Source organism: Streptomyces sp. NPDC091292, assembly GCF_044757265.1.
Classification (GTDB): Bacteria; Actinomycetota; Actinomycetes; order Streptomycetales; family Streptomycetaceae; genus Streptomyces.
The window spans coordinates 55,542-76,787 of sequence record NZ_JBIVUQ010000008.1 but is presented as its reverse complement, the minus strand read 5'-3'; the positions used below and the strand labels follow the sequence as shown (position 1 = coordinate 76,787).

Below are 21,246 nucleotides of genomic sequence, written 5' to 3'. Positions count from 1 at the left end.
CGGGGGCTTCGCGTCCTGGGGCGACCCGAAAGGCCGCACATTGAGAACGTAAGTCCTGTACGGCCCCTGGGTCAAGCCGAGTTGAGGCACTCCTAGGAGCGGATTCGGAGCCCGTTCATCCGCTCTCGGGCGGCCCCTCACTGTCTGTGACGGAATGGGTCCCTCCTGGAGTCTCAGCAGGTCCCGAACGCACCTCGTACCCCTCCGGACCCTGACGGATCAGCCGGTGTGCGCCGGGGCGCGAGGGGTCGTCCGCGAAGTGCCGGTGCTCGGCGGCGACCCACGCGTGCCAGAAGTCCCGCTGCTCCTCGCCGTCCCGGCCGCGCCCCCGGTCCCAGGACTGCTCGCGCGGGAGATCCATCCACAGCAGCAGCGTCAGGCTCGGCCGCAGCTCCCGCCGTCCGGCGCCCACCCCTTCGACGAGGACCACCGGCGCCGCCGGAACCTCCCGCGCGGGGCCGAACGCGCGGGCGCGCCAGTCGTACGGCGTGCAGCGCGCGGGCTCGCCGCGCCGGAACGGCGCGAGGACCTGGCGCTCCAGGCGCGCGGTCCAGTCGAAGAGGGCGTCGTGGGACGCGATGTCGTCCAGGTGCAGCACCGGCGCACCGCCGAGGGCGGCGGCCAGGTGTCCGGCGAAGGTGGTCTTCCCGGAGCCCGCGTGCCCGTCGACCGCGACCAGTCGCACCGGACCGCACGACGGCGGCAGCCGCCGCAACTCGTCCGCGAGCCGGGCGACGGCGGAGGGTCCGGGGCGAGAGGGTCCGGGGCGGGAGGTGTGCGAGGTCATCACGGTCAGCCTATGCCCGGCATCGGAACGACGTCTTCCGCGCGCCGCCGCAGGTCATGCCAGTGGTCGAGTCCAATATTGGTAGGCGTGGCAGTGCCCGTAACGCTGGCAGAAGTCGGCCGCGACCGGCCATAGTTGGCGCACGCCGGGCACTGACCCGCGTCCGAGGATCCGAGTCGACTGGGGGTTCCCCGTCCATGACCAGACCAGCCGAGACGTCCCGCCGCACCTTGCTCGCCGCCGCCGCGGGCGTCGCCGTGGCCGCCACGGCGGGCGTCTCCGCCCCCGCCGTCGCCTCCGCGCCGGGCGCCGCACCCGCGCACCGCCCCCGCCGCCGCGCCGCCGCGCGGCTCGTGGACAACCGCGCCTGGACCTCGTACGCCGACTGGCGCGGCGGTACGGACGCCGGTACCCGTGCGGTGGCCGGGCGCAGGCCGGGTCTGGTGATCGCCAAGGCCGCGGGCCGCAGCGACTACACCGACCCGCACACCGGCGCGGTCGCCACCTGGGAGTACGCGACCTGGACCTCGCCCGCGCACCGGCTCGCCGTCCCCTCGACGGAGGTCATCGCGTCGTGGAACGCGCACACCCCCGCCGGGACCTGGCTCCAGGTCGAACTGTCGGGCACGTACTCCGACGGCACGGACACGCCCTGGTACGTGATGGGCCGCTGGGCCGCCGGTGACCAGGACATCCGGCGTACGTCGGTCGACGGGCAGAGCGACGACAAGAGCAGTGTGTGGACCGACACCTTCGCGATCGACGCGCCGGCGACGGGGCTGCGGCTCGTCTCGTACCGGCTGCGGCTCACGCTGTACCGGGCGCCGGGGAGCACGGTCACGCCGACGGTGTGGCGGCTCGGCGCGATGGGCTCCGACGTCCCGGACCGCTTCACGGTGCCCGAGTCGGTCCCGGGCCTCGCGCGTGAACTGACCGTGCCGCGCTACTCGCAGAACGTCCACGCCGGGCAGTACCCGGAGTACGACAACGGCGGCGAGGCGTGGTGCAGCCCCACCTCCTCGCAGATGATCGTCGAGTACTGGGGCCGGAGGCCCAGCACCGACGATCTGGCGTGGGTGAATCCGGACTTCGCGGACCCACAGGTGTGCCACGCGGCCCGGTTCACGTATGACTACCAGTACGAGGGCTGCGGCAACTGGCCGTTCAACGCGGCCTACGCGGCCACGTACCAGGATCTTCAGGGCGTCGTCACACGGCTCGGGTCGCTGACGGACCTGGAGACGCTGATCGCTGCGGGCATCCCGGCCATAACGTCCCAGTCGTTCCTGAAGGAGGAGCTGACCGGGGCGGGGTACGGCACGTCCGGGCATCTGATGACGGTCATCGGCTTCACGGCGGACGGCGACGTGATCGCCAACGACCCCGCGTCGCCGAACAACCCCGCCGTACGGCGCGTCTACAAGCGCCGCGAGTGGGAAAATATTTGGCTCCGTACGAAGCGCTACAACGCGTCCGGCAATGTGTCCTCCGGCACCGGCGGCGTCTGCTACCTGTACTTCCCGGCGCAGCTCACCGACCGGCAGCGCACGGCGCTGGCGGCCGTCGGCGTCCGCTGACGCCACCGCGCGGACGGCCCCGCTCCCCGGAGAGAACCAGGGGAGCGGGGCCGTCGCCGCGTCACCCCTGTACGGGTGTCACCACCCAGTCCGGGTGCCCCGGCATCGGCGGAGTCTTCGCGCCGTACAGCCATGGACGCAGGAACCCTTCGAGGTCCTGGCCCGCGATCCGTGACGCCAGGGCGATGTAGTCCGCGGTGCCGACCGTCCGGCCGCGGTACTCGGTCGCCCACGCCTTCTCGATCTTCCGGAACGCCGCGTCCCCGACCTGCTCGCGCAGCGCGTAGAAGACCAGTGCCGAACCGTCGTACCGCATCCGCTTGAAGAGGTTCGGCTCGGTCGGCTCGGCGGGGGCGCCGAAGTCGCGGCGCCACAGGTCGTGGTTCTCGTACGCGGTGCGCATGGCGGCCTCGAAGCTGTCGCCGCCGTGTTCCTGGGAGTAGAGGCGTTCGTAGAAGCGGGCGTGGCCCTCGCTCAGCCACAGGTCGGACCAGGTCCGGATGGCGAGGTCGTCGCCGAGCCACTGGTGGGTCAGCTCGTGCACGAGGTTCCGCTCGGCGTCCACCCGGGTGCCGAGGAGATCGGCCTTGGGGACGAGGGACAGGGTCTGTGTCTCCAGGGCCACCCCGAGGTCGGTGTCGCCGACCAGGACGCCGTACCGCTTGAACGGGTACGGGCCGAGGCGCTGTTCGAGCCACGCGATGTGCCCTGCGGTCAGCTCGCGGTAGGCCGCGGTCGGCTCCACCAGGGCGTCGGGGACCACGTCCCGGATCGGCAGGCCGCGCGGGCCCACGCTGTCGACGAAGGTGAACTTCCCGATCGCGAGCTGCGCGAGCTGGGCGGCGACCGGCTGCTCGGTGTCGTACGTCCAGCGGATCCGGCCGTCCGGCTGCTCGGCGCGGTCGACCAGCTTGCCGTTGGCGGCGGCCGACAGACCCGGCGGTGTGGTGATCCGGAAGGTGATCGGCGCCCGCTGACTGGGGTGGTCGTTCGCCGGGAAGATCATCTTGGCGCCGTTGGGCTGCGGATACAGGACCGTGCCGTCGGGGGTCGGGATCCAGCCGTAGTCCTCGATGGCGTCGTCGCGGTGGCGGATCTGGGTCGGATCGGCCGTGTAGGCGACCTCGACCGTGAAGCGGCTGCCCTCGGGGAGGGGCTTCGCCGGGGTCACGACGAGTTCGTCGCCGTCCCGCTCGGTGCGTGCCGTGGCGCCGTTGACGAGGACTTTCCGCAGTGTGTTGCCGGCGAAGTCGAGGTGGAAACTGGACAGCGACTGGGTGGCGCGCGCCTTGATCGTGGCAGTCGCCGGGAAGGCAGTCCCCGGGGCCTTCCAGTCGAAGTCGAGGACATGGCGGGTGACCTTGTAGCCGCCGTTCCCGTCGAGCGGGAAGAGCGGGTCGCCGAGCCCGGCGGCGCCCGGGGACGGGGACCCGGACGCGGTGGCGGGCGGAGTGGTCGATGCGGTGGTGGACGGGGTGGCGTGCGAGACCGGGCCGATCAGCGCGGCCGTCGCGGTGATCGCGGCGGCCAGGGCGACCCGCGTTCCCCGGCGGGACGTCCGGTACGTACTCATCACGTGCCTTTCGGTCGAGAGCGGCCCGGGTGGTGTGCCGGGGCGCCGTGGACAAGGCGAGCGGCGCCGGCTCGGTCGGGGGCGGGCAGGCCACTCGGTGAAGAGACGCACGAGCGCCCGTCAGCGTTGTGCCGTGACCAATGTCTCCGCCGATTCGCCTGGAACCGGTGGAAACCGGTGGGAGAGTGGGCTGATCAGTGGGGGGACGACCACTGCCGGACGACTGTCAGCGAGACACCATGACCGCGACCTCCGCGACCTCTGCGACCGCGCATCCGAACCCCGCCCGCGCCCGCTCGGCCGGCACCCGCTCCGGCGGCCCGTCGGACGACCGGCCGAAAATGCTCGAACATCTCGCGGGCTGGACCCTGGTCGCCGTCCTGGCCATGCTCGTGACCCAGCTCGGGCTGCTCTGAACTACAGCGGAACGAGAGGTTCCGCGGCACTCCCCTGGCCGGTGGACCGGTTCTGCCATACTGCGCATGTTCCGCTGCCAGTCGGGGAGACCAGGGCCGGATTTGAATACCACTCAGCACCGCGTCGCCGACCGTCCACGGGCGCGCGGCACCGACCGTTCCCTCGCGCGCCGCGCCGAACTCATCGCCATCGGGCGGAAGTTGTTCGCGGACACGTCCTACGACGCCCTGTCGATGGACGACATCGCGCGCCACGCCCAGGTCGCCAAGGGCCTGATCTACTACTACTTCAAGTCCAAGCGCGGCTACTACCTCGCGATCATCGAGGACTCCGTCGCGGATCTCGTCGCACGGGCCGGCGGCGAGACCGAGCTGCCGGGGGTGACCCGGGTCCATCGCACCATGGAGGGCTACCTCCGGTACGCCGAGCAGAATCAGGCCGCGTACCGCACGATCATCAGCGGCGGTGTCGGCTTCGACGCCGAGGTGCACGCGATCCGGGACGGGGTGCGCGAGGCGATCACGGACACCATCGCCGAGGGCGCGTACGGCCGCAGCGACATACCCCGGATCGCGCGACTGGCCCTCCTCGGCTGGCAGTGCAGCGTCGAGGGCATCACGCTCGACTGGATCGGCCGGGGCGACCCGGCGCGCGAGACGGTGCGCGATCTGCTGGTGAAGCTGCTCGGCAGCACCCTGCGCACCATCGAGGAGCTGGAACCCTCCTGCCCGGCGCCACCGCGCCCCGCCGCCTGACGCCCTCTCACCTGGCGCACGCCGAGGGGCGGGACCCGATACGGATCCCGCCCCCGGGGCGAAAGCTCTCAGCGGCAACTGCCTTACACAGAAGGCCGGTTGAGGGTCAGTTGATCGACTTGATCAGCTCACCGTTCGCGGTGTCGCCGCTCAGCTCCCAGAAGAAGGTGCCGCCCAGGCCCTGCTGGTTCTTGTAGGCCATCTTCCCGGCGATGGTGGCCGGAGTGTCGTAGCTCCACCAGTTGCTGCCGCACTTGGCGTACGCGGTGCCGCCGACCGTACCGGTGGCCGGGCAGGAGTTCTTCAGCACTTTGTAGTCGTCGATGCCCTGCTCGTAGGTGCCCTGCGCCGGGCCGGTGGCGGTGCCGCCGGGCGCCGCCTGGGTGACACCGGTCCAGCCGCGGCCGTAGAAGCCGATACCGAGCAGCAGCTTCGACGCCGGGATGTTGAGCGCCTTGAGCTTCGCGATCGTCGCGGACGAGTGGTAGTCGGCCTTCGGAATGCCGGGGTAGGTCGTCAGCGGCGAGTGCGGGGCCGTCGGACCCTGCGCGTCCCAGGCACCGAAGAAGTCGTACGTCATCGGGTTGTACCAGTCGACGTACTGGGCGGCGCCCGCGTAGTCGGCGGCGTCGATCTTGCCGCCGGCCGATGCGTCGGCCGGGATGGCCGCGGTGACCAGCTTGCCCGTGCCGAACTTCGCCCGCACCGCGGACATCAGGTTCTTGTACGCGGCCCGGCCGCTGGTGTCACAGGTGAGACCGCAGGCGTTGGGGTACTCCCAGTCGATGTCGATCCCGTCGAACACGCCCGCCCAGCGCGGGTCGTTGAGCAGGTCGTAGCACGACTGCGCGAAGGCGGCCGGGTTCGCCGCGGCCTGGGTGAAGCCGCCGGACCAGGTCCAGCCGCCGAAGGACCACAGGACCTTGAGGTTCGGGTACTTGGCCTTCAGCTTCTTGAGCTGGTTGAAGTTGCCGCGCAGGGGCTGGTCCCAGGTGTCCGCGACACCGTCCACGGACTGGTCGGCGGTGTACGCCTTGTCGATCGCCGCGTAGGAGTCGCCCATCGTGCACTTGCCGCCCTGGACATTGCCGAAGGCGTAGTTGATGTGGGTGAGCTTGGCGGCCGAGCCGGACGTGTCGATGTTCTTGACGTGGTAGTTCCGGCCGTAGACACCCCACTCCGTGAAGTATCCGACCACCTTCGAACCGGCGGCTGCGGTCTGCGTGGTGCCGGATGTGCCGGTCTCCTGGGCGGTCGCGCCGGTCGCCCCGGCCAGCAGGCCGGCCCCGAGGACGGCGCAACACACGGCGGAGATCAGCGCCCGGAAACGGGCGCGGGGACGGTGCGGTTCAAGCATCGTGTCACCTCGTGGGGGAGGGGAGCATGGGGGAAGAGGCGGTGCTGTGGGGTGCGCACCGGTTTGGCATGGACGCGGTGAAGCGTTCGGGGGGAACAGTAGGAGGACTAGACCAGTGAGGTCAATGGTTCGGACCAATTTCCGGAGGCCGGGGACCCCGGCCACCTCGTGACGTACTGCCTCCGATCGGGCATACTCAACGCGCCACAGCCGCTGGTCAGCAGCTTCCGAGACCCGGGAGGGCACCATCGGCTGGGGAGTGCTGGATTTGTCCCGGCTCCGTGGTCCTACGGCTGTCGCCCCCGGCCCCGGAGCCCCTCCGGCGGCGCCGCCACACCCTGCGCGCGCGACCGCCGAACTGCCCGACAGGGAGGACCGCTATGCCCGACCGCGCCCCGCAGCCGGTGGACCGTCCGATGCCCACGGACGAGGCCAGGGACCTGCTCTCACTCGTCCGCGATCTCGCCCGCCGTGAGATCGCCCCGCACGCGGCCGACGAGGAGGACGCCGGGCACTTCCCCCGCGACGTCTTCACCCTCCTGTCCGAATCGGGCCTGCTCGGCCTCCCGTTCGACGTGGAGTACGGCGGCGGAGGCCAGCCGTACGAGGTCTACCTCCAGGTGCTCGAAGAGCTGGCGTCGGCCCGGCTCACCGTCGGACTCGGCGTCAGCGTCCACACGCTCGCCTCCCACGCGCTCGCGACCTACGGCAGCAAGGAACAGTGCGCGGAGCACCTGCCCGCGATGCTCGGCGGCGGCCTCCTCGGCGCCTACTGCCTCTCCGAGCCGGCCTCCGGCTCCGACGCCGCCTCGCTGCGCACCAAGGCCGTACGCGACGGCGACGACTGGGAGATCACCGGGACCAAGGCCTGGATCACCCACGGCGGGATCGCCGACTTCTACACCGTGCTCGCGCGCTCCGGCGGCGAGGGCGCCCGTGGCATCTCCGCCTACCTCGTACCCGGCGATGCGGCGGGCCTGAGCGCAGCGGCCCCCGAGCGCAAGATGGGCATGAAGGGCTCGCCGACCGCGCAGGTCCACTTCGACGCGGTACGGATCTCCGACGCGCGCCGCATCGGCGACGAGGGCCAGGGCTTCGCCATCGCCCTGTCCGCGCTCGACTCCGGCCGGCTCGGCATCGCCGCGTGCGCGATCGGTGTGGCCCAGGCCGCCCTGGACACGGCCCTGGAGTACGCCACCGGGCGCCGCCAGTTCGGGCGGTCCATCATCGACTTCCAGGGGCTGCGCTTCATGCTCGCCGACATGGCGACCCAGATCGAGGCGGGGCGGGCCCTCTATCTGGCCGCCGCCCGGCTGCGGGACGCGGGCCGGCCCTTCTCCAAGCAGGCGGCCATGGCCAAACTCCTGTGCACGGACACCGCGATGAAGGTCACCACCGACGCCGTGCAGGTACTCGGCGGCTACGGCTACACGGCGGACTTCCCCGTCGAGCGGTACATGCGCGAGGCCAAAGTGCTCCAGATCGTCGAGGGCACCAACCAGATCCAGCGCATGGTCATCGCCCGGCATCTCGCGGGTCCCGCCCCGCACTGAACTGCTCCGGGCGGAACTGCTCCGCACCGAACGCTCCCGCACTGAACTGCCCCGGCCGCACCGCCGGCGCCGCGAGCCGGGCCCACTCCGGATCGTGGCGCCCCGGCAGCGCCCGGCCCCGCTCCGCCCAGGCCGTGAGCAGCGCGCGATAGATGGGCGGGTCCTGCGGCGCCGGTGACGGGGGCGGGGGCGGGGGCGGGGGCGGCAGAGGCTGCTCGGGCGCCTCGGGCGCCTCGGACGCGGGGGCCGCGCACTGCTGCCGCGGCAGCGCCGCCAGCGACTGCTGAACCGATTCTTCACGGTGCTGGACAAGGATCCGGCGCCGCCCGGTGACGGGGTGCGTGGGGGTCATGCCAGGGCAACGCGGACCCTGGGCCAGGGGTCACGGCCGGGCTATTCGGGCATCGGTTCGCCCGGGGCTCCGGGCGCCCGTACGGCTGACGGGCGTAGACACCGGCAGCCGTCATCGCCGCCCCCGTCCCGCCGCGCCGCTCTGGCCCCCTGCCGCTGTCTGACGTACCGTCAACTTCCGCCGCCGGGGGCCGCACCCCTCCGGGTGACGTCAACTGCCGTGCGCCCAGGGAGGCTGCCGTGGCCGACGACCGACCCGTACCGCCCGACGACCGACCCCGCACCACCGACGACCGGCCGGTCCCGCTCGACGAATACCCCGTGCACCAGGTCCCGCTGTCGATGAAACACGTCGCCACCGGTGACCGGAACGCCTACGACCGGTGCATCTTCCACGTCGTCGACCACGCGGGCCGCTATCTGCTCGTCCTCGGACTCGGCGTCTACCCGAACGTCGGCGTGATCGACGCCTACGCCACGCTCCGCTCCGGCGACACCCTGCACGCCGTACGGGCCTCGGACGCGCTGGACGACACCGACCGGATGCGGCTCGCCGTCGGGCCCCTGCGCATCGGCGTCGAACAGCCACTGAAGAGCTTCCGGCTGTCCTGCGCCGCCGACCCGGACGACTCCGCAGGACTCTCGTACGACCTCCGCTGGACGGCGGACTTCCCCGCGCTCTGGGAGCCGCACCATCTCCAGCGCCGGGGCGGCAGGCTCACGCTGGAAGGGCGGCGCTTCGTCCAGGCCGGCGGTGTCGAGGGCACGATCCGGGTGGGCGGCGAGGAGATCGCCGTACGGGCGGGGGAGTGGACCGGGACCCGCGATCGGAGCTGGGGTGTGCGCACGCTGCCCGGCGAGGAGGGCGGACGGCTCGCCGACGAGCACCGGACCGAGGGCTTCCACTGGATCTGGTGCCCGGTCCGCTTCGACGACCGCTTCCTGATGGTCGTCACCCAGGAGGACGCCGACGGCTACCGCACCCTGAACGACGCCACGCTCGTCCGCCCCGAACACCGCGACCGCCAACTCGGCTGGCCCCGGGCCGACATCACCTACCGCCCCGGCACCCGCCACCCCGAACACGCCGTCGTCCACCTCACCGACCCCACCGACGGCACCCCGCTGAAACTCGGCGTCGAGGTCCTGACCTCGTCGCCGCTCGCCGTCGGCGCCGGCTACCCGCCCGCCGCCGACTGGCAGCACGGCACCTGGCAGGGCCGCGACTGGACCGACCGCCGCGCCTACGACCTCGCCGACCCGGCCGCCCACCCGCTCGCCGCGTACGGCGTGATCGACCACGCCGCCCGCTTCACCCTGGACGGCAGGGTCGGCCACGGCATCTTCGAGCACGGCACCTTCGGCCGCCACGACCCGAGCGGCTTCACGGGATACGACACCGTCGCCCCGGACAAGGGAGCGCGCTCATGACCACGGCACCCCGCCCCCGTACCAGCACCCGCGACCTCGGCGAACTCTCCCGCCGGCTCACCGGCTGGCTCTCCGCGCGGCTGCCCGGCGCCCGTGCCGTGCGGGTGTCCGTGCCCGCGTCCAACGGCATGTCGAGCGAGACCGTCCTCTTCGACATCGAGCCGGGCGCCGGACACCCCGAACCACCCGTCCGCTCCTGCGCGTTGCGGCTCGCGGCCGACCCCGCCGCGTACACGGTCTTCCCGGTCTACGACATGCCGCGGCAGTACCGCACGATGCGCCTGGTCGCCGAGCGCACCGGACTGCCCGTACCGCGTGTGCTGTGGCTGGAGGAGGACCCGGAGCCGCTGGGCGCCCCCTTCTTCGTCATGGAACGCGTCGACGGGCGCGTCCCACCGGACGTCATGCCCTATACGTACGAGGGGAATTGGCTGCACGCGGCGAGCGACGAGGAGCGCGCCGGCCTTGAAGAGGCCACGGTCGGCGTCCTGGCGCGGCTGCACGACGGCGTCCCCGCACGCGAGGCGGACTATCTCGCGGCCCCCGGCGACGGCAGCCCGCTGACCCGGCACGTACGCGCCCAACGCGCCTACTACGCCTGGGTGGTGGACGGTCTGCCCCGGTCGCCGCTCATCGAGCGCGCCTTCGACCGGCTGACGGAACTGTGGCCCGACGACGAGGGCGCGCCCGTCCTCGTCTGGGGCGACGCCCGGATCGGCAACATCGTCTACGACGGGTTCACGCCCGCCGCCGTACTCGACTGGGAGATGGCGGGCCTCGCCCCGCGCGAGGTCGACCTCGCGTGGACGATCTATCTGCACCGCTTCTTCCAGCACCTCACGGCCGGCTCCGGACAGCCGGGGCTGCCCGGATTCCTGCGCCGCGACCGCGTGGAGGAGCGCTACGCACGGCTCACCGGACACACCCCGCGCGCCATGGACTTCCACCTGCTGTACGCGGCCCTGCGGCACGCCGTCGTGATGCTGCGCGTGGCCTACCGGCAGGTGCACTTCGGTGAGACCGCGGTACCCCGGGACCCGGACACGCTGATCCTGCACCATGCCGATCTGGCGGCCATGGTGCGCGGGGAGTACGGGGACGCCGTGCGGTGACGACGAGGGTGGCCGGCCGGTGCGGGCGGCCGTTCCCGGGGTTGGAGTCGTGGTCGTGGTCGCGGTCTGTGTCGGGTGGCGGCGATCAGGCCGCGTCGCGCCGCATCTGCGGGACCTGCATCGGGCGCGAACCCGGGCCGCCGACGTGCGAGAAGGGCTGCGTACGCCAGTTCAGGCCCTGAGGGAGCGTCAGCAGCAGCGCGGTGTCCTGTTCCTGGGCGTCCCGGGACGCGTCGGCGGGCGGAGCGCCGGCGGCCGAACGGCCCGTACCCGCACAGACCTGGAGGCCGAACGGATTCCACGGCGTGGGGCACAGCGCGTGCTCCGGCAGCACCTCCTCGTCCGCCAGGAGGGCGATGGGCTGCGCGCAGTCCGGGCAGATCACCCGGTACATCTCGAAGGTGTCATAGGCGTCGAACTCGTCCTCGCCGGATTCGACACCCTCCGGCGCGGCACTCGACACGTCGGCGAGCGGCTGCCTGCCGCGGGCAGCACGGCCGGGGCGCTTCAGACTCTGCATAGTGGGATTCTCCCCCTCGATGGGACGGCCGGGCGCTGTGGCCTCGGCCACAGCAAGCACTTCCCGTCCGGTCATGGGGGTAATCGCCCGGCGCTCCCGGACGCCCCCCGAGGGCTGTGGCGTTCGTCACATGCCGGGTGGGGATGCCGGAATGTGATGCCCGGCCGTTCGCCACTCCGGTATCCGGAGGGATCAAGCGCACTGTAGGTTCTGCCCATGGAGGAGCTGGATCGTCAGATCGTGGAGCTGCTCGTCAAGGACGGGCGCATGAGCTACACCGACCTGGGCAAGGCCACGGGTCTGTCCACATCGGCCGTGCACCAGCGGGTACGCCGGCTGGAGCAGCGCGGGGTGATCCGCGGCTATGCGGCCGTCGTCGACCCCGAGGCCGTCGGACTGCCGCTGACCGCCTTCATCTCCGTGAAACCGTTCGACCCCAGCGCCCCCGACGACATCGCGGAACGCCTCGCGGGCGTACCGGAGATCGAGGCGTGCCACAGCGTCGCGGGCGACGAGAACTACATCCTCAAGGTCCGCGTCGCCACCCCGCACGAGCTGGAGCACCTGCTCGCCCGCCTCCGCGGTCTCGCCGGCGTCTCCACGCGGACGACGGTGGTCCTGTCGACACCGTACGAGGCCCGCCCGCCCAAGATCTGAGCCCGCGCGTTCCGACGGGGTACCCGCGGCGCGGTGAGCCCCGCGACCACGGGAAACTGGACGTATGAACAGCCCCACCGCCCCCCGGCGAGACGACCGCCCCCAGGACGACCGCACCGCCCACCGCACCATCCTGCTCCGCGGCGGAGACGTCCACAGCCCGGCCGACCCCTTCGCGACGGCGATGGTCGTGGAGCGCGGCCAGGTCGCCTGGGTCGGCTCGGAAGGCGCGGCGGACGCCTTCGCCGACGGCGTCGAGGAGGTCGTCGACCTCCAAGGCGCCCTCGTCACCCCGGCGTTCACCGATGCCCACGTCCACACCACGTCGACGGGGCTCACCCTCACCGGCCTCGACCTCACGGGCGCCCGCACCCGCGAGGAGGCGATCGCCGAGGTCCGCGCGCACGCCGCCGCGCACCCGGCCGACCCGGTCCTCCTCGGCCACGGCTGGGACGCCGCCCGCTGGCCCGACGACCGCCCGCCGACCCGCGCCGAACTGGACGGCGCCACCGGCGGACGCCCGCTGTACCTGTCCCGTGTCGACGTGCACTCGGCGGTCGTCACGACGGCCCTGCTCGACCTCGTCCCGGGCGTCGCCGACCGCCCGGGGTACGCGCCCGACGCACCCCTGACCCGCGACGCCCACCACGCCGTCCGCGCGGCGGCGTACGCGGCGGTCACGCCGGAGCAGCGCACCCGCGCCCAGCGCGCCGCCCTGCGGCACGCCGTCTCGCTCGGCATCGGCTCCGTCCACGAGTGCGCGGGCCCCGAGATCTCCGGCGAGGACGACTTCACGGCGCTGCTGCGGCTCGCCCGTGAGGAACCGGGGCCGCGGGTCGTCGGGTACTGGGCCGAGCAGGTCGCGGGGGCGCGGGACGCGGAGAAGATCCGTGCGCTCGGCGCGGTCGGAGCCGCCGGTGACCTCTTCGTGGACGGCGCGCTCGGCTCCCACACGGCCTGCCTGCACGAGCCGTACGCCGACCGCGACCACACCGGAACCGCCTACCTGGACGCCGCCGCCGTCGCGAGCCATGTCGCCGCGTGCACCGAGGCGGGCCTCCAGGCCGGTTTCCACGCGATCGGCGACGCGGCCGTCACCGCCGTCGTGGACGGCGTGCGGGCCGCGGCCGAGAAGACCGGACTCGCCCGCGTCCGCGCGGCCCGCCACCGCGTCGAACACGCCGAGATGCTCACCCCCGAGACCATCGCCGCCTTCGCCGAACTCGGCCTCACCGCCTCCGTGCAGCCCGCCTTCGACGCCCTGTGGGGCGGCGACGACGGCATGTACGCACAGCGGCTCGGCACGGAACGCGCCCGCACCCTCAACCCGTACGCCGCGCTGCTGCGCACCGGGGTACCGCTCGCCTTCGGCTCCGACAGCCCGGTCACCCCGCTCGACCCGTGGGGCACCGTCCGCGCCGCCGCCTTCCACCGCACGCCCGCGCACCGGGTCTCCGTACGCGCCGGGTTCACCGCGCACACACGGGGCGGCTGGCGGGCCGTCGGCCGGGACGACGCGGGCGTCCTGGTCCCGGGCGCGCCCGCCGACTACGCCGTCTGGCGCACCGATTCACTCGTCGTGCAGGCCCCCGACGACCGGGTCGCCCGCTGGTCGACGGACCCCCGCTCCGGCACCCCCGGGCTCCCCGACCTGACCCCCGGCGCCGACCTGCCGGTCTGTCTGCGCACCGTGGTGGACGGACGGACGGTGTTCGTACGGCCGGACGAGTGATGTGCCGCGCCGACCTGCGTACCGCCGCGCCCCGGCCCGGTGTCGCGCGACCTGGGAATCCTCGGCGGCGCCCGGCTGAACTCCCGAAACCCCGCAGGTGTCCGGACTGTTGACAGAAAGCCGTCGGGGGCGGGTAGGTTCGGCCGGGTCCACCACTGGACGTCCGACCGGCGAACATCCCCGCAGACGTCGAACGCCGCTGGGTCATGGGGTGAGGTGCCGCAAGGCGCCGCACCACTGGGAGCCAGTCCCAGCGCCCGCGCCACGGGGGCGAGGGAACGTTCCGGCCGGTCGGGGGTCCCCCCTGCTCCGCAAGAGCGTTCGGGGGAGGGTGGGACCCGGGTGGGGCCCGGACGCTCAGTAGACAACGGCTTTCGGTCGACCCGCAGCCAGCGGGTCCCAGGTCGGCCCGAAGGGCGCCGGGCCCCGATCCGCATCGTCAGCGATCCGCATCACCGGCCGACACCACCTCCGGCACCCCCGAGAGGGTGCCGCCGCCCCTGTCCCGGCACGGCCGCGGGCCCCTCTTGCCAGGCCGACACCCCACACGCCCGTGGCGTCGCTGAGACGCAGGACCAGGCCACTATGGTTGGTCATCTGCGTACGACATGAAGGGGCTCCAGTGAACGACGGCGATGAGATCTCCTCGGCTGGTGCCGAGGGGGAGCGGCGGTTCGGTCCGCTCGGCACGGCCTTGGTGATCATCCCGACCTACAACGAGGCCGAGAACATCAAGTCCATCGTCGGCCGGGTCCGTGAGTCCGTGCCCGACGCGCACATCCTCGTCGCCGACGACAACAGCCCCGACGGCACCGGAAAGCTCGCCGACGAACTCGCGATCGGCGACGAGCAGGTGCACGTCCTGCACCGCAAGGGCAAGGAGGGCCTGGGCGCCGCGTATCTCGCGGGCTTCCGCTGGGGCCTGGAGAACGGATACGGCGTCCTGGTCGAGATGGACGCCGACGGCTCCCACCAGCCCGAGGAGCTGCCCCGGCTGCTGACCGCGCTGAAGGGCGCCGACCTGGTCCTCGGTTCGCGGTGGGTGCCGGGCGGACGGGTCGTCAACTGGCCCAAGTCCCGCGAGTTCATCTCCCGTGGCGGCAGCACCTATTCGCGGCTGCTGCTCGATGTGCCGATGCGTGACGTCACCGGGGGCTACCGGGCGTTCCGGCGCGAGACCCTGGAGGGCCTGGGGCTCGACCAGGTCGCCTCGCAGGGCTACTGCTTCCAGGTGGACCTGGCGCGCCGCGCGGTCCGGTCCGGCTTCCATGTCGTCGAGGTGCCCATCACCTTCGTGGAACGCGTCCACGGCGACTCCAAGATGAGCCGCGACATCCTCGTCGAGGCGCTGTGGCGGGTCACGATGTGGGGCGTGGGCGAGCGGGTCGGGCGCATCAAGGCGCGCAAGAAGCACTGACCCACCGGCCCGCCCAGTCGACCTGCCCTCACCGTCTTGATCATCCGCTTATGCCGGTCCGAGCCGGTGCCAGGCACACTGGATGTATGACGACCGGTGCACCGAACCCGCCGAACCCGCCGTACCCGACCCCCTCCGCCCGCTCCCGGCCCTCGCGGCTGCGCAGATTCCTGCCGCTGGGCCTCGCGGCCTGGGTGGTCCTGGAGATCTGGCTGCTGATCGTCGTGGCGGAGGCGGCCGGCGGCTTCACCGTCTTCCTGCTGCTGCTCGCGGGGGTGGTGGGCGGGGCGGTGGTCATGAAGAGCGCCGGACGCCGGGCCTTCCGCAACCTCAGCGAGGCGCTGCAGAAGGCCCAGCGCGGCGAGAACCCGGAGACGGTGGCGCGCGGCGAGGGCAACGGTCTGGTGATGCTGGCCGGGCTGCTGCTGATCATCCCCGGCATGATCTCGGACGCGGTGGGTCTGGTGCTGCTCGTGCCGCCGGTGCGCAAGGCGATCGGCCGGTACTCGGAGAAGGCGCTGGAGAAGCGGATGCGCGCGGCGTCCCCCGGGTCCCTGGGTGACGCCTTCCAGCAGGCCCGTATCCACCGGCCGGACGGCAAGGTCGTCCAGGGTGAGGTCATCCGCGACGACGAGCCGTCGGAGCCCCCGCCGCCCACGGGCCCGCGCCCGCCGTTGCAGCCCTGAGCCGTCCCAGAACGCGGACAGCACAAGAGCCGCGGGCGGTGCCAACCTGAAATGGCACCGCCCACGGCTCTTGTGCTGTCTCTGCCGCCATCCCCTTCAGGGACAGGACCCTTGAGGGGGACCAGCCCCTGAAAGGCCCGGCCTCTGAGGGTCAGGCGGACTTGCGGCTGTCCCGCGGATGTACGGCGATGTTCATGGCGCCGGAGCGCAGAACGGCAAGCCGCTCTTCGAGGACCTCTTCCAGCTCCTCGCGCGTGCGCCGCTCCATCAGCATGTCCCAGTGCGTACGCGCAGGCTTCGCCTTCTTCTCCTCCGGTCCGTCGCCGTCCACGAGGAGTGCCTGGGCCCCGCAGACCTTGCACTCCCACTCCGGCGGGATCTCCGCCTCTACCGAGAAGGGCATCTCGAATCGATGCCCCTTCTCGCATGCGTACTCCACGGCCTGGCGCGGGGCCAGGTCGATGCCGCGGTCCGTCTCGTAGCTGGTCACCACGAGGCGCGTGCCGCGAAGAGCTCGCTCACTCATGAATCGTGCCTCCCGGGCTTGTCGCCCACAGGACAGGTGTCGCTGTCGTCGTCATCCGGTCAACGTCCGGTCGGCTCTAAAGATTCCCGTTCCGGGTCCTGCGTCGCCGTCGTAGCCGCAGCCTTGTTGACCAATGCAGTACCCACCGGCGCCCGGTTTGTCACATCTGGCAGGAGATGTCACCCAGCGTTTCGGCTGGTTTAGCGCGCAGTAACGGTACGCCTGGCAGGCCAAAGGCGTACACTACCGGCCTTTGCCTCCTGGCGCTAAATCCGTTCGGGTACGGGATTGCCCGCGTCGCGCACCGCCCGTCTCACCGGCACCCGTGCGAGCAGCGCGAAACCGATGACGAAGAAGGCGACGAGCGAGATGATCGCGTCCCGATAACTTCCGGTCACCTGGTAGGTCAGGCCGAACAGCAAGGGCCCCAGCCAGGACATTCCGCGGTCACTCATCTCGTACGCGGAGAAGTACTCGGCCTCCTTGCCGGGCGGTACCAGGTGGGAGAACAGGGACCGGGAGAGTGCCTGGGTGCCGCCGAGCACCAGGCCGATGCCCGCCGCGAGGACGAAGAAGTACACCGGCGCGTTCGCGGGCAGGAAGTAGCCGGCGCAGAGGGTGACGATCCAGGCGAGCAGGGAGCCGAGGATGGTGCGCTGCGCGCCGTACGTCCGGGCGAGCCGGCCCATGCCGAGCGCGCCGGCCACGGCGAGGATCTGGACCAGCAGGACCGCCACGATCAGCGTCGACTGGCTGAGCCCGAGCTCCTCGGAGCCGTAGACGGACGCCTGGGAGATGACGGTCTGGACGCCGTCGTTGTAGATCAGGTAGGCGAGCAGGAACGACAGGGTCAGGGGATGGCGGCGCATGTCGCGGACGGTCGCCGCGAGCTGCCGCCAGCCGGTCGCCGTCGCCCCCGCGCGCGGGAGGGTGTTTTTCCGGTCGCGCAGCCGGCGCAGCGGTATGAGTGTGAAGGCGCCCCACCAGACGCCCGCCGACGCCAGACAGATCCGTACCGCCGTGCCCTCCGATACGCCGAAGCTGTCGTGGGCCGTGAACAGCACCAGGTTCGCCATCAGGACCAGGGCGCCCGCCACATAACCGAACGCCCAGCCCCGCGACGACACCGCGTCCCGCTCGTCGGGGGTGGCGATCAGGGGCAGGAACGAGTTGTAGAGCACCATCGACACCGCGAGTGACGCGTTGGCGATCACCAGCAGGAGACCGCCGAGCAGATAGCGGTCGCCGTCCAGGAAGAACATCCCGGCCGTCGCCCCCGCGCCCAGATACGCGGCAAGGCCGAGCAGGGGCTTCTTGCGGCCCGTGCGGTCGGCCGCCGCGCCCGCGAGGGGCATCACCACGATCGCCACGATCACCGACAGGGACACGGAGTACGCGAAGAACGATCCCGCGCGTACCGGGATGCCCAGCGGGTGGACATAACCGTCCGCGTCCGCGGCGGACTTGGCGACCTCCGTCAGATACGGCCCGAGGAAGACGGTAAGTACTGTCGTCGAGTAGACCGAGCAGGCCCAGTCGTAGAAGTACCAGCCGCGCTGTTCGCGTTTCCGCTCGCTGTCGCCGGTGCTTCCGTCGGGCCCCTCGGCCCCGTCGTTCTCATGCGCCCGCACCGTCTCGGCCCCCACCGGCGCCCTCTCTTCCCCGTAGATCTTCCCCGTGGATCCCGCCGACGCGCGCGGGGCCGCTTCCCGGGCCCCGGAACCGCTCAGACCCAGGTGCCCCGGTCCTGGAGGACCGACCGCAGCGTCTCGATGTGATCGGTCATGATGCCATCCACGCCGAGGTCCAGGAGCGCGTGCATGCGGGAGGCGTCGTTGACGGTCCACACATGCACCTTCAGCCCGCGCGCGTGGGCGGTCCTGACGAAGCGGCGGTCGACCACGCGGATGCCCGACTGGGCCTCCGGGACCTGCGCGCACACCGCCGAACGGCGCACCGGGGCGGGAATCCCGTACGAGCGCAGCCGCAGGCCGAGTACCCCTCCGACGCCGTACGACGTGGCCAGGCGCGGGCCCGCGAGGCGCTGGGCGCGGCGCACGCGCGCCTCGGAGAACGAGCCCACGCAGACGCGGTCCCAGGAGTCGGTGCGGCGGATCAGCTCCAGGAGGGGCAACAGGGCGGGCTCCGCCTTCGCGTCGACGTTCCAGCGGACGTCGGGGAAGGTCTCCAGCAACTCTTCGAAGAGGGGGACCGGTTCGCTGCCCGCCACGCGCGCGTGGCGCACGTCCTCCCACGGCAGGTCGGCGATCCGGCCCGCGCCGTCCGTGACCCGGTCAAGGGTCGCGTCGTGGAAGGCGACCAGCCTGCCGTCCGCCGTGGTGTGCACATCCGTCTCCATGTAGCGGTAGCCCGCCGCCGCGGCGCGCCGGAACGCGACCAGGGTGTTCTCCAGGCCGTCCGCGGCCCCGCCCCGGTGGGCGAAGGCTATGGGTCCGGGCTGGTCGAGATACGGATGGCGTACGGATGTGGTCACGGCCGCAGTATGGCTCCTTCCGGTGACCCGCCGGCAACGGGTGTGCTGCCCGCGGATGCCTTCGGGACGGCGAAGACCCGCAGGAAGAGCTGGGCGAGCGGGCCGATCGACAGTGCGTACAGGACGGTGCCCGCGCCGACCGTGCCGCCGAGCGCGAAGCCCGTCGCCACCACCGCGATCTCGATCGCCGTGCGCACCAGGCGGATCGAGCGGCCGGTGCGCCGGTGCAGGCCGGTCATGAGGCCGTCGCGGGGTCCGGGGCCGAAGTCCGCCGCGAGGTAGAGACCGGTCGCGATGCCGTTGAGGAGGACTCCGGCCACCATCAGCGGAATCCTCGCGCCCAGCCCGTGCGGGGCCGGGACGAGGGCGAGCGTGGCGTCCATCGCGATGCCGATCACGAAGACGTTCGACACGGTGCCGAGCCCCGGCCGCTGGCGGATGGGTATCCACAGGACCAGCACCGCGGCGCCCACCACGATCGACACCATGCCGATGCTCAGGCCGGTCAGCTCGGACAGGCCCTGGTGCAGCACCCCCCAGGGCTCCAGGCCGAGCCCGGCCTCCACGAGCAGGGCCGAACTGATGCCGTACAGGGCCAGGCCGCCGTAGAGCTGGAACAGGCGTCGGACGAGTCCGGGTGCGCCCGTCGAGGGGGAGGGCGACCTTGAGAAAATGGACAAAATGCCCTCCCTGGTGGTGATTGTGGCCTGGCTCGTGTCACTCTGTGGCTTGTCGAAAGACTTCATCCATGGCCAATTCCGGGAAGGTGGACTGAAATCATGGCCCAGTGGACCTCTGCTGTGGGCTCGGCGCAGCTCGCCCGTCTGCTCAGCTCGCAGCAGGCGCGGCCCGCCGGCCCCGGTACCCGCCGCCCGCCCGCCTACCGCGCCCTCGCCGACGGTGTCCGTCTCCTCGTCCTGGAGGGCAGGGTCCCGGTCGGCGCCCGGCTGCCCGCCGAACGGGAGCTGGCGCTCAGCCTCGCCGTGAGCCGGACCACCGTGGCCGCCGCCTACGAGGAGCTGCGGACCGAGGGGTTCCTGGAGTCCCGCAGGGGAGCGGGTAGCTGGACCTCCGTGCCCGCAGGAAACCCCCTCCCCGCGCGCGGGCTCGAACCCCTGCCGCCCGAGGCGCTCGGCTCGATGATCGACCTGGGCTGCGCGGCGCTGCCCGCCCCGGAACCGTGGCTCACGCGCGCGGTCCAGGGCGCCCTGGAGGAGTTGCCGCCCTACGCGCACACACACGGCGACTACCCCGCCGGACTGCCCGCCCTGCGCGCGATGATCGCGAGCCGCTACACCGCGCGCGGGATCCCCACCATGCCCGAACAGATCATGGTGACCACGGGCGCGATGGGCGCGATCGACGCGATCTGCCATCTCTTCGCCGGACGCGGCGAACGCATCGCGGTGGAGTCGCCGAGCTACGCCAACATCCTCCAGTTGATGCGGGAGGCGGGCGCCCGTCTGGTGCCCGTCGCCATGGGGGACGGGCTCGACGGCTGGGACGTGGACCGCTGGCGCCAGGTCCTGCGGGACGCGGCGCCCCGGCTGGCGTACGTGGTCGCCGACTTCCACAACCCGACCGGCGCGCTGGCCGACGAGGACCAGCGGCGCCGCCTGGTCGACGCCGCGCGCGCGGCGGGGACCGTCCTGGTCGTGGACGAGACCATGAACGAACTCCACCTCGAAGACGGCTTCACCATGCCTCGGCCCGTCTGCGGCTTCGACCCGGCGGGCTCCACGGTGATCACGGTCGGCTCGGCGAGCAAGGCGTTCTGGGCCGGGATGCGCATCGGCTGGGTCAGGGCCGCGCCCGATGTGATCCGCAGCCTGGTGGCTGCCCGCGCCTACGCGGATCTGGGCACGCCGGTCCTGGAACAGCTCGCCGTGAACTGGCTGCTGAGCACGGGCGGCTGGGAGGAGGCGCTCGCGCTGCGCCGGGCCCAGGCGCGCGAGAACCGTGACGACCTGGTCGCCGCCCTGGAGCGCGAGCTGCCCGACTGGGAGTTCGACGTACCCCGGGGCGGGCTCACCCTCTGGGTGCGCACCGGAGGGCTGTCGGGCTCGCGGCTCGCCGAGGTGGGGGAGCGCGTGGGCGTACGGGTGCCGTCGGGGCCGAGGTTCGGTGTGGACGGCGCTTTCGAGGGGTATGTGCGGCTGCCGTTCACCGTGGGGGGCGCGGTCGCCGACGAGGCGGCGGTGCGGCTCGCGGCGGCGGCGCGGCTGGTGGAGAGCGGGGCGACGGGGGCGTCCGAGCCGCCCAGGACGTTCGTGGCGTGAGACGCGGTGGGGCTGCGGTGGG

The 21,246-nt window shown here is 72.2% G+C and carries 20 protein-coding genes; 11 read left to right on the top strand and 9 right to left on the bottom strand.

Features of this window, described 5'->3' with window-relative positions; genetic code table 11:
• Window positions 1–115: 115 nt before the first annotated feature.
• Window positions 116–787 (bottom strand): uridine kinase, encoded by a 672-nt coding sequence (locus ACIQNU_RS22550; RefSeq protein WP_401369189.1) that lies wholly within the window; start codon window positions 785–787, stop codon window positions 116–118.
• 197 nt (window positions 788–984) lie between these two features.
• Here ACIQNU_RS22550 and ACIQNU_RS22545 point away from each other — a divergent pair, with 197 nt between their 5' ends.
• The gene (locus ACIQNU_RS22545) at window positions 985–2,364 is read left to right on the top strand and encodes a peptidase C39 family protein (RefSeq protein WP_401369186.1); all 1,380 of its coding nucleotides are present in this window, start codon (window positions 985–987) and stop codon (window positions 2,362–2,364) included.
• Between the two features lie 61 nt (window positions 2,365–2,425).
• Here the strand turns inward: ACIQNU_RS22545 and ACIQNU_RS22540 are convergent, their stop codons facing one another.
• Window positions 2,426–3,937, bottom strand: coding sequence for a M1 family metallopeptidase (locus tag ACIQNU_RS22540; RefSeq protein ID WP_401369184.1), 1,512 nt, complete (start codon window positions 3,935–3,937; stop codon window positions 2,426–2,428).
• Between the two features lie 239 nt (window positions 3,938–4,176).
• Here ACIQNU_RS22540 and ACIQNU_RS22535 point away from each other — a divergent pair, with 239 nt between their 5' ends.
• Window positions 4,177–4,353, top strand: coding sequence for an SCO1431 family membrane protein (locus ACIQNU_RS22535; protein ID WP_401369181.1), 177 nt, complete (start codon window positions 4,177–4,179; stop codon window positions 4,351–4,353).
• Window positions 4,354–4,455: 102 nt separating this feature from the next.
• Complete coding sequence (locus ACIQNU_RS22530) at window positions 4,456–5,109, top strand: TetR/AcrR family transcriptional regulator (protein ID WP_401369178.1); 654 nt, start codon at window positions 4,456–4,458, stop codon at window positions 5,107–5,109.
• A gap of 106 nt (window positions 5,110–5,215) precedes the next feature.
• Here the strand turns inward: ACIQNU_RS22530 and ACIQNU_RS22525 are convergent, their stop codons facing one another.
• Window positions 5,216–6,466 carry a glycoside hydrolase family 18 protein gene (locus ACIQNU_RS22525; protein WP_401369175.1) on the bottom strand — a complete coding sequence of 417 codons (1,251 nt, stop codon included), beginning with the start codon at window positions 6,464–6,466 and terminating at the stop codon, window positions 5,216–5,218.
• A 380-nt stretch (window positions 6,467–6,846) separates the two neighbouring features.
• On the opposite strand from ACIQNU_RS22525, the gene ACIQNU_RS22520 reads away from it, so the two are divergent.
• Window positions 6,847–8,019 (top strand): acyl-CoA dehydrogenase family protein, encoded by a 1,173-nt coding sequence (locus ACIQNU_RS22520; RefSeq protein WP_401369172.1) that lies wholly within the window; start codon window positions 6,847–6,849, stop codon window positions 8,017–8,019.
• On the opposite strand, the gene ACIQNU_RS22515 is transcribed toward ACIQNU_RS22520, so the two are convergent.
• Window positions 7,982–8,371 carry a hypothetical protein gene (locus tag ACIQNU_RS22515; protein WP_401369170.1) on the bottom strand — a complete coding sequence of 130 codons (390 nt, stop codon included), beginning with the start codon at window positions 8,369–8,371 and terminating at the stop codon, window positions 7,982–7,984. The two genes, ACIQNU_RS22520 and ACIQNU_RS22515, sit on opposite strands and share 38 nt — an antisense overlap.
• 341 nt (window positions 8,372–8,712) lie before the next feature.
• On the opposite strand from ACIQNU_RS22515, the gene ACIQNU_RS22510 reads away from it, so the two are divergent.
• Both ACIQNU_RS22510 and ACIQNU_RS22505 read left to right on the top strand, forming a co-directional pair.
• A complete protein-coding gene (locus tag ACIQNU_RS22510) occupies window positions 8,713–9,801 on the top strand; it encodes a hypothetical protein (RefSeq protein WP_401369901.1) in 1,089 nt (362 codons plus the stop codon).
• Window positions 9,798–10,913 carry a phosphotransferase family protein gene (locus tag ACIQNU_RS22505; RefSeq protein WP_401369168.1) on the top strand — a complete coding sequence of 372 codons (1,116 nt, stop codon included), beginning with the start codon at window positions 9,798–9,800 and terminating at the stop codon, window positions 10,911–10,913. The genes ACIQNU_RS22510 and ACIQNU_RS22505 overlap by 4 nt, the downstream gene beginning before the upstream one ends.
• Window positions 10,914–10,998: 85 nt before the next feature.
• Here the strand turns inward: ACIQNU_RS22505 and ACIQNU_RS22500 are convergent, their stop codons facing one another.
• Window positions 10,999–11,433, bottom strand: a complete 435-nt coding sequence (locus ACIQNU_RS22500) for a hypothetical protein (RefSeq protein ID WP_401369166.1) — start codon at window positions 11,431–11,433, stop codon at window positions 10,999–11,001.
• Window positions 11,434–11,649: 216 nt separating this feature from the next.
• On the opposite strand from ACIQNU_RS22500, the gene ACIQNU_RS22495 reads away from it, so the two are divergent.
• The 4 genes from ACIQNU_RS22495 (at window position 11,650) to fxsA (ending at window position 15,925) form a co-directional block, all read left to right on the top strand.
• A complete protein-coding gene (locus ACIQNU_RS22495) occupies window positions 11,650–12,090 on the top strand; it encodes an Lrp/AsnC family transcriptional regulator (protein ID WP_389895834.1) in 441 nt (146 codons plus the stop codon).
• A 64-nt stretch (window positions 12,091–12,154) separates the two neighbouring features.
• The gene (locus ACIQNU_RS22490; RefSeq protein ID WP_401369163.1) at window positions 12,155–13,822 is read left to right on the top strand and encodes an amidohydrolase; all 1,668 of its coding nucleotides are present in this window, start codon (window positions 12,155–12,157) and stop codon (window positions 13,820–13,822) included.
• Window positions 13,823–14,444: 622 nt separating this feature from the next.
• On the top strand, window positions 14,445–15,239 hold the full coding sequence (locus ACIQNU_RS22485) for a polyprenol monophosphomannose synthase (RefSeq protein WP_401369160.1): 795 nt from the start codon (window positions 14,445–14,447) through the stop codon (window positions 15,237–15,239).
• A gap of 86 nt (window positions 15,240–15,325) precedes the next feature.
• The gene (fxsA, locus tag ACIQNU_RS22480) at window positions 15,326–15,925 is read left to right on the top strand and encodes an FxsA family membrane protein (protein WP_401369158.1); all 600 of its coding nucleotides are present in this window, start codon (window positions 15,326–15,328) and stop codon (window positions 15,923–15,925) included.
• Window positions 15,926–16,076: 151 nt separating this feature from the next.
• On the opposite strand, the gene ACIQNU_RS22475 is transcribed toward fxsA, so the two are convergent.
• The 4 genes from ACIQNU_RS22475 to ACIQNU_RS22460 form a co-directional block, all read right to left on the bottom strand.
• The gene (locus ACIQNU_RS22475) at window positions 16,077–16,451 is read right to left on the bottom strand and encodes an RNA polymerase-binding protein RbpA (RefSeq protein ID WP_003977404.1); all 375 of its coding nucleotides are present in this window, start codon (window positions 16,449–16,451) and stop codon (window positions 16,077–16,079) included.
• Between the two features lie 266 nt (window positions 16,452–16,717).
• Window positions 16,718–18,097 carry an MFS transporter gene (locus ACIQNU_RS22470; protein WP_401369155.1) on the bottom strand — a complete coding sequence of 460 codons (1,380 nt, stop codon included), beginning with the start codon at window positions 18,095–18,097 and terminating at the stop codon, window positions 16,718–16,720.
• 80 nt (window positions 18,098–18,177) lie between these two features.
• Window positions 18,178–18,945 (bottom strand): glycerophosphodiester phosphodiesterase, encoded by a 768-nt coding sequence (locus tag ACIQNU_RS22465; protein WP_401369152.1) that lies wholly within the window; start codon window positions 18,943–18,945, stop codon window positions 18,178–18,180.
• On the bottom strand, window positions 18,942–19,691 hold the full coding sequence (locus tag ACIQNU_RS22460; RefSeq protein ID WP_401369149.1) for a YitT family protein: 750 nt from the start codon (window positions 19,689–19,691) through the stop codon (window positions 18,942–18,944). Before ACIQNU_RS22460 ends, ACIQNU_RS22465 begins: the two co-directional genes overlap by 4 nt.
• A gap of 33 nt (window positions 19,692–19,724) precedes the next feature.
• Here ACIQNU_RS22460 and ACIQNU_RS22455 point away from each other — a divergent pair, with 33 nt between their 5' ends.
• Complete coding sequence (locus ACIQNU_RS22455; RefSeq protein ID WP_401369147.1) at window positions 19,725–21,224, top strand: PLP-dependent aminotransferase family protein; 1,500 nt, start codon at window positions 19,725–19,727, stop codon at window positions 21,222–21,224.
• The last annotated feature ends 22 nt before the right edge of the window (window positions 21,225–21,246 follow it).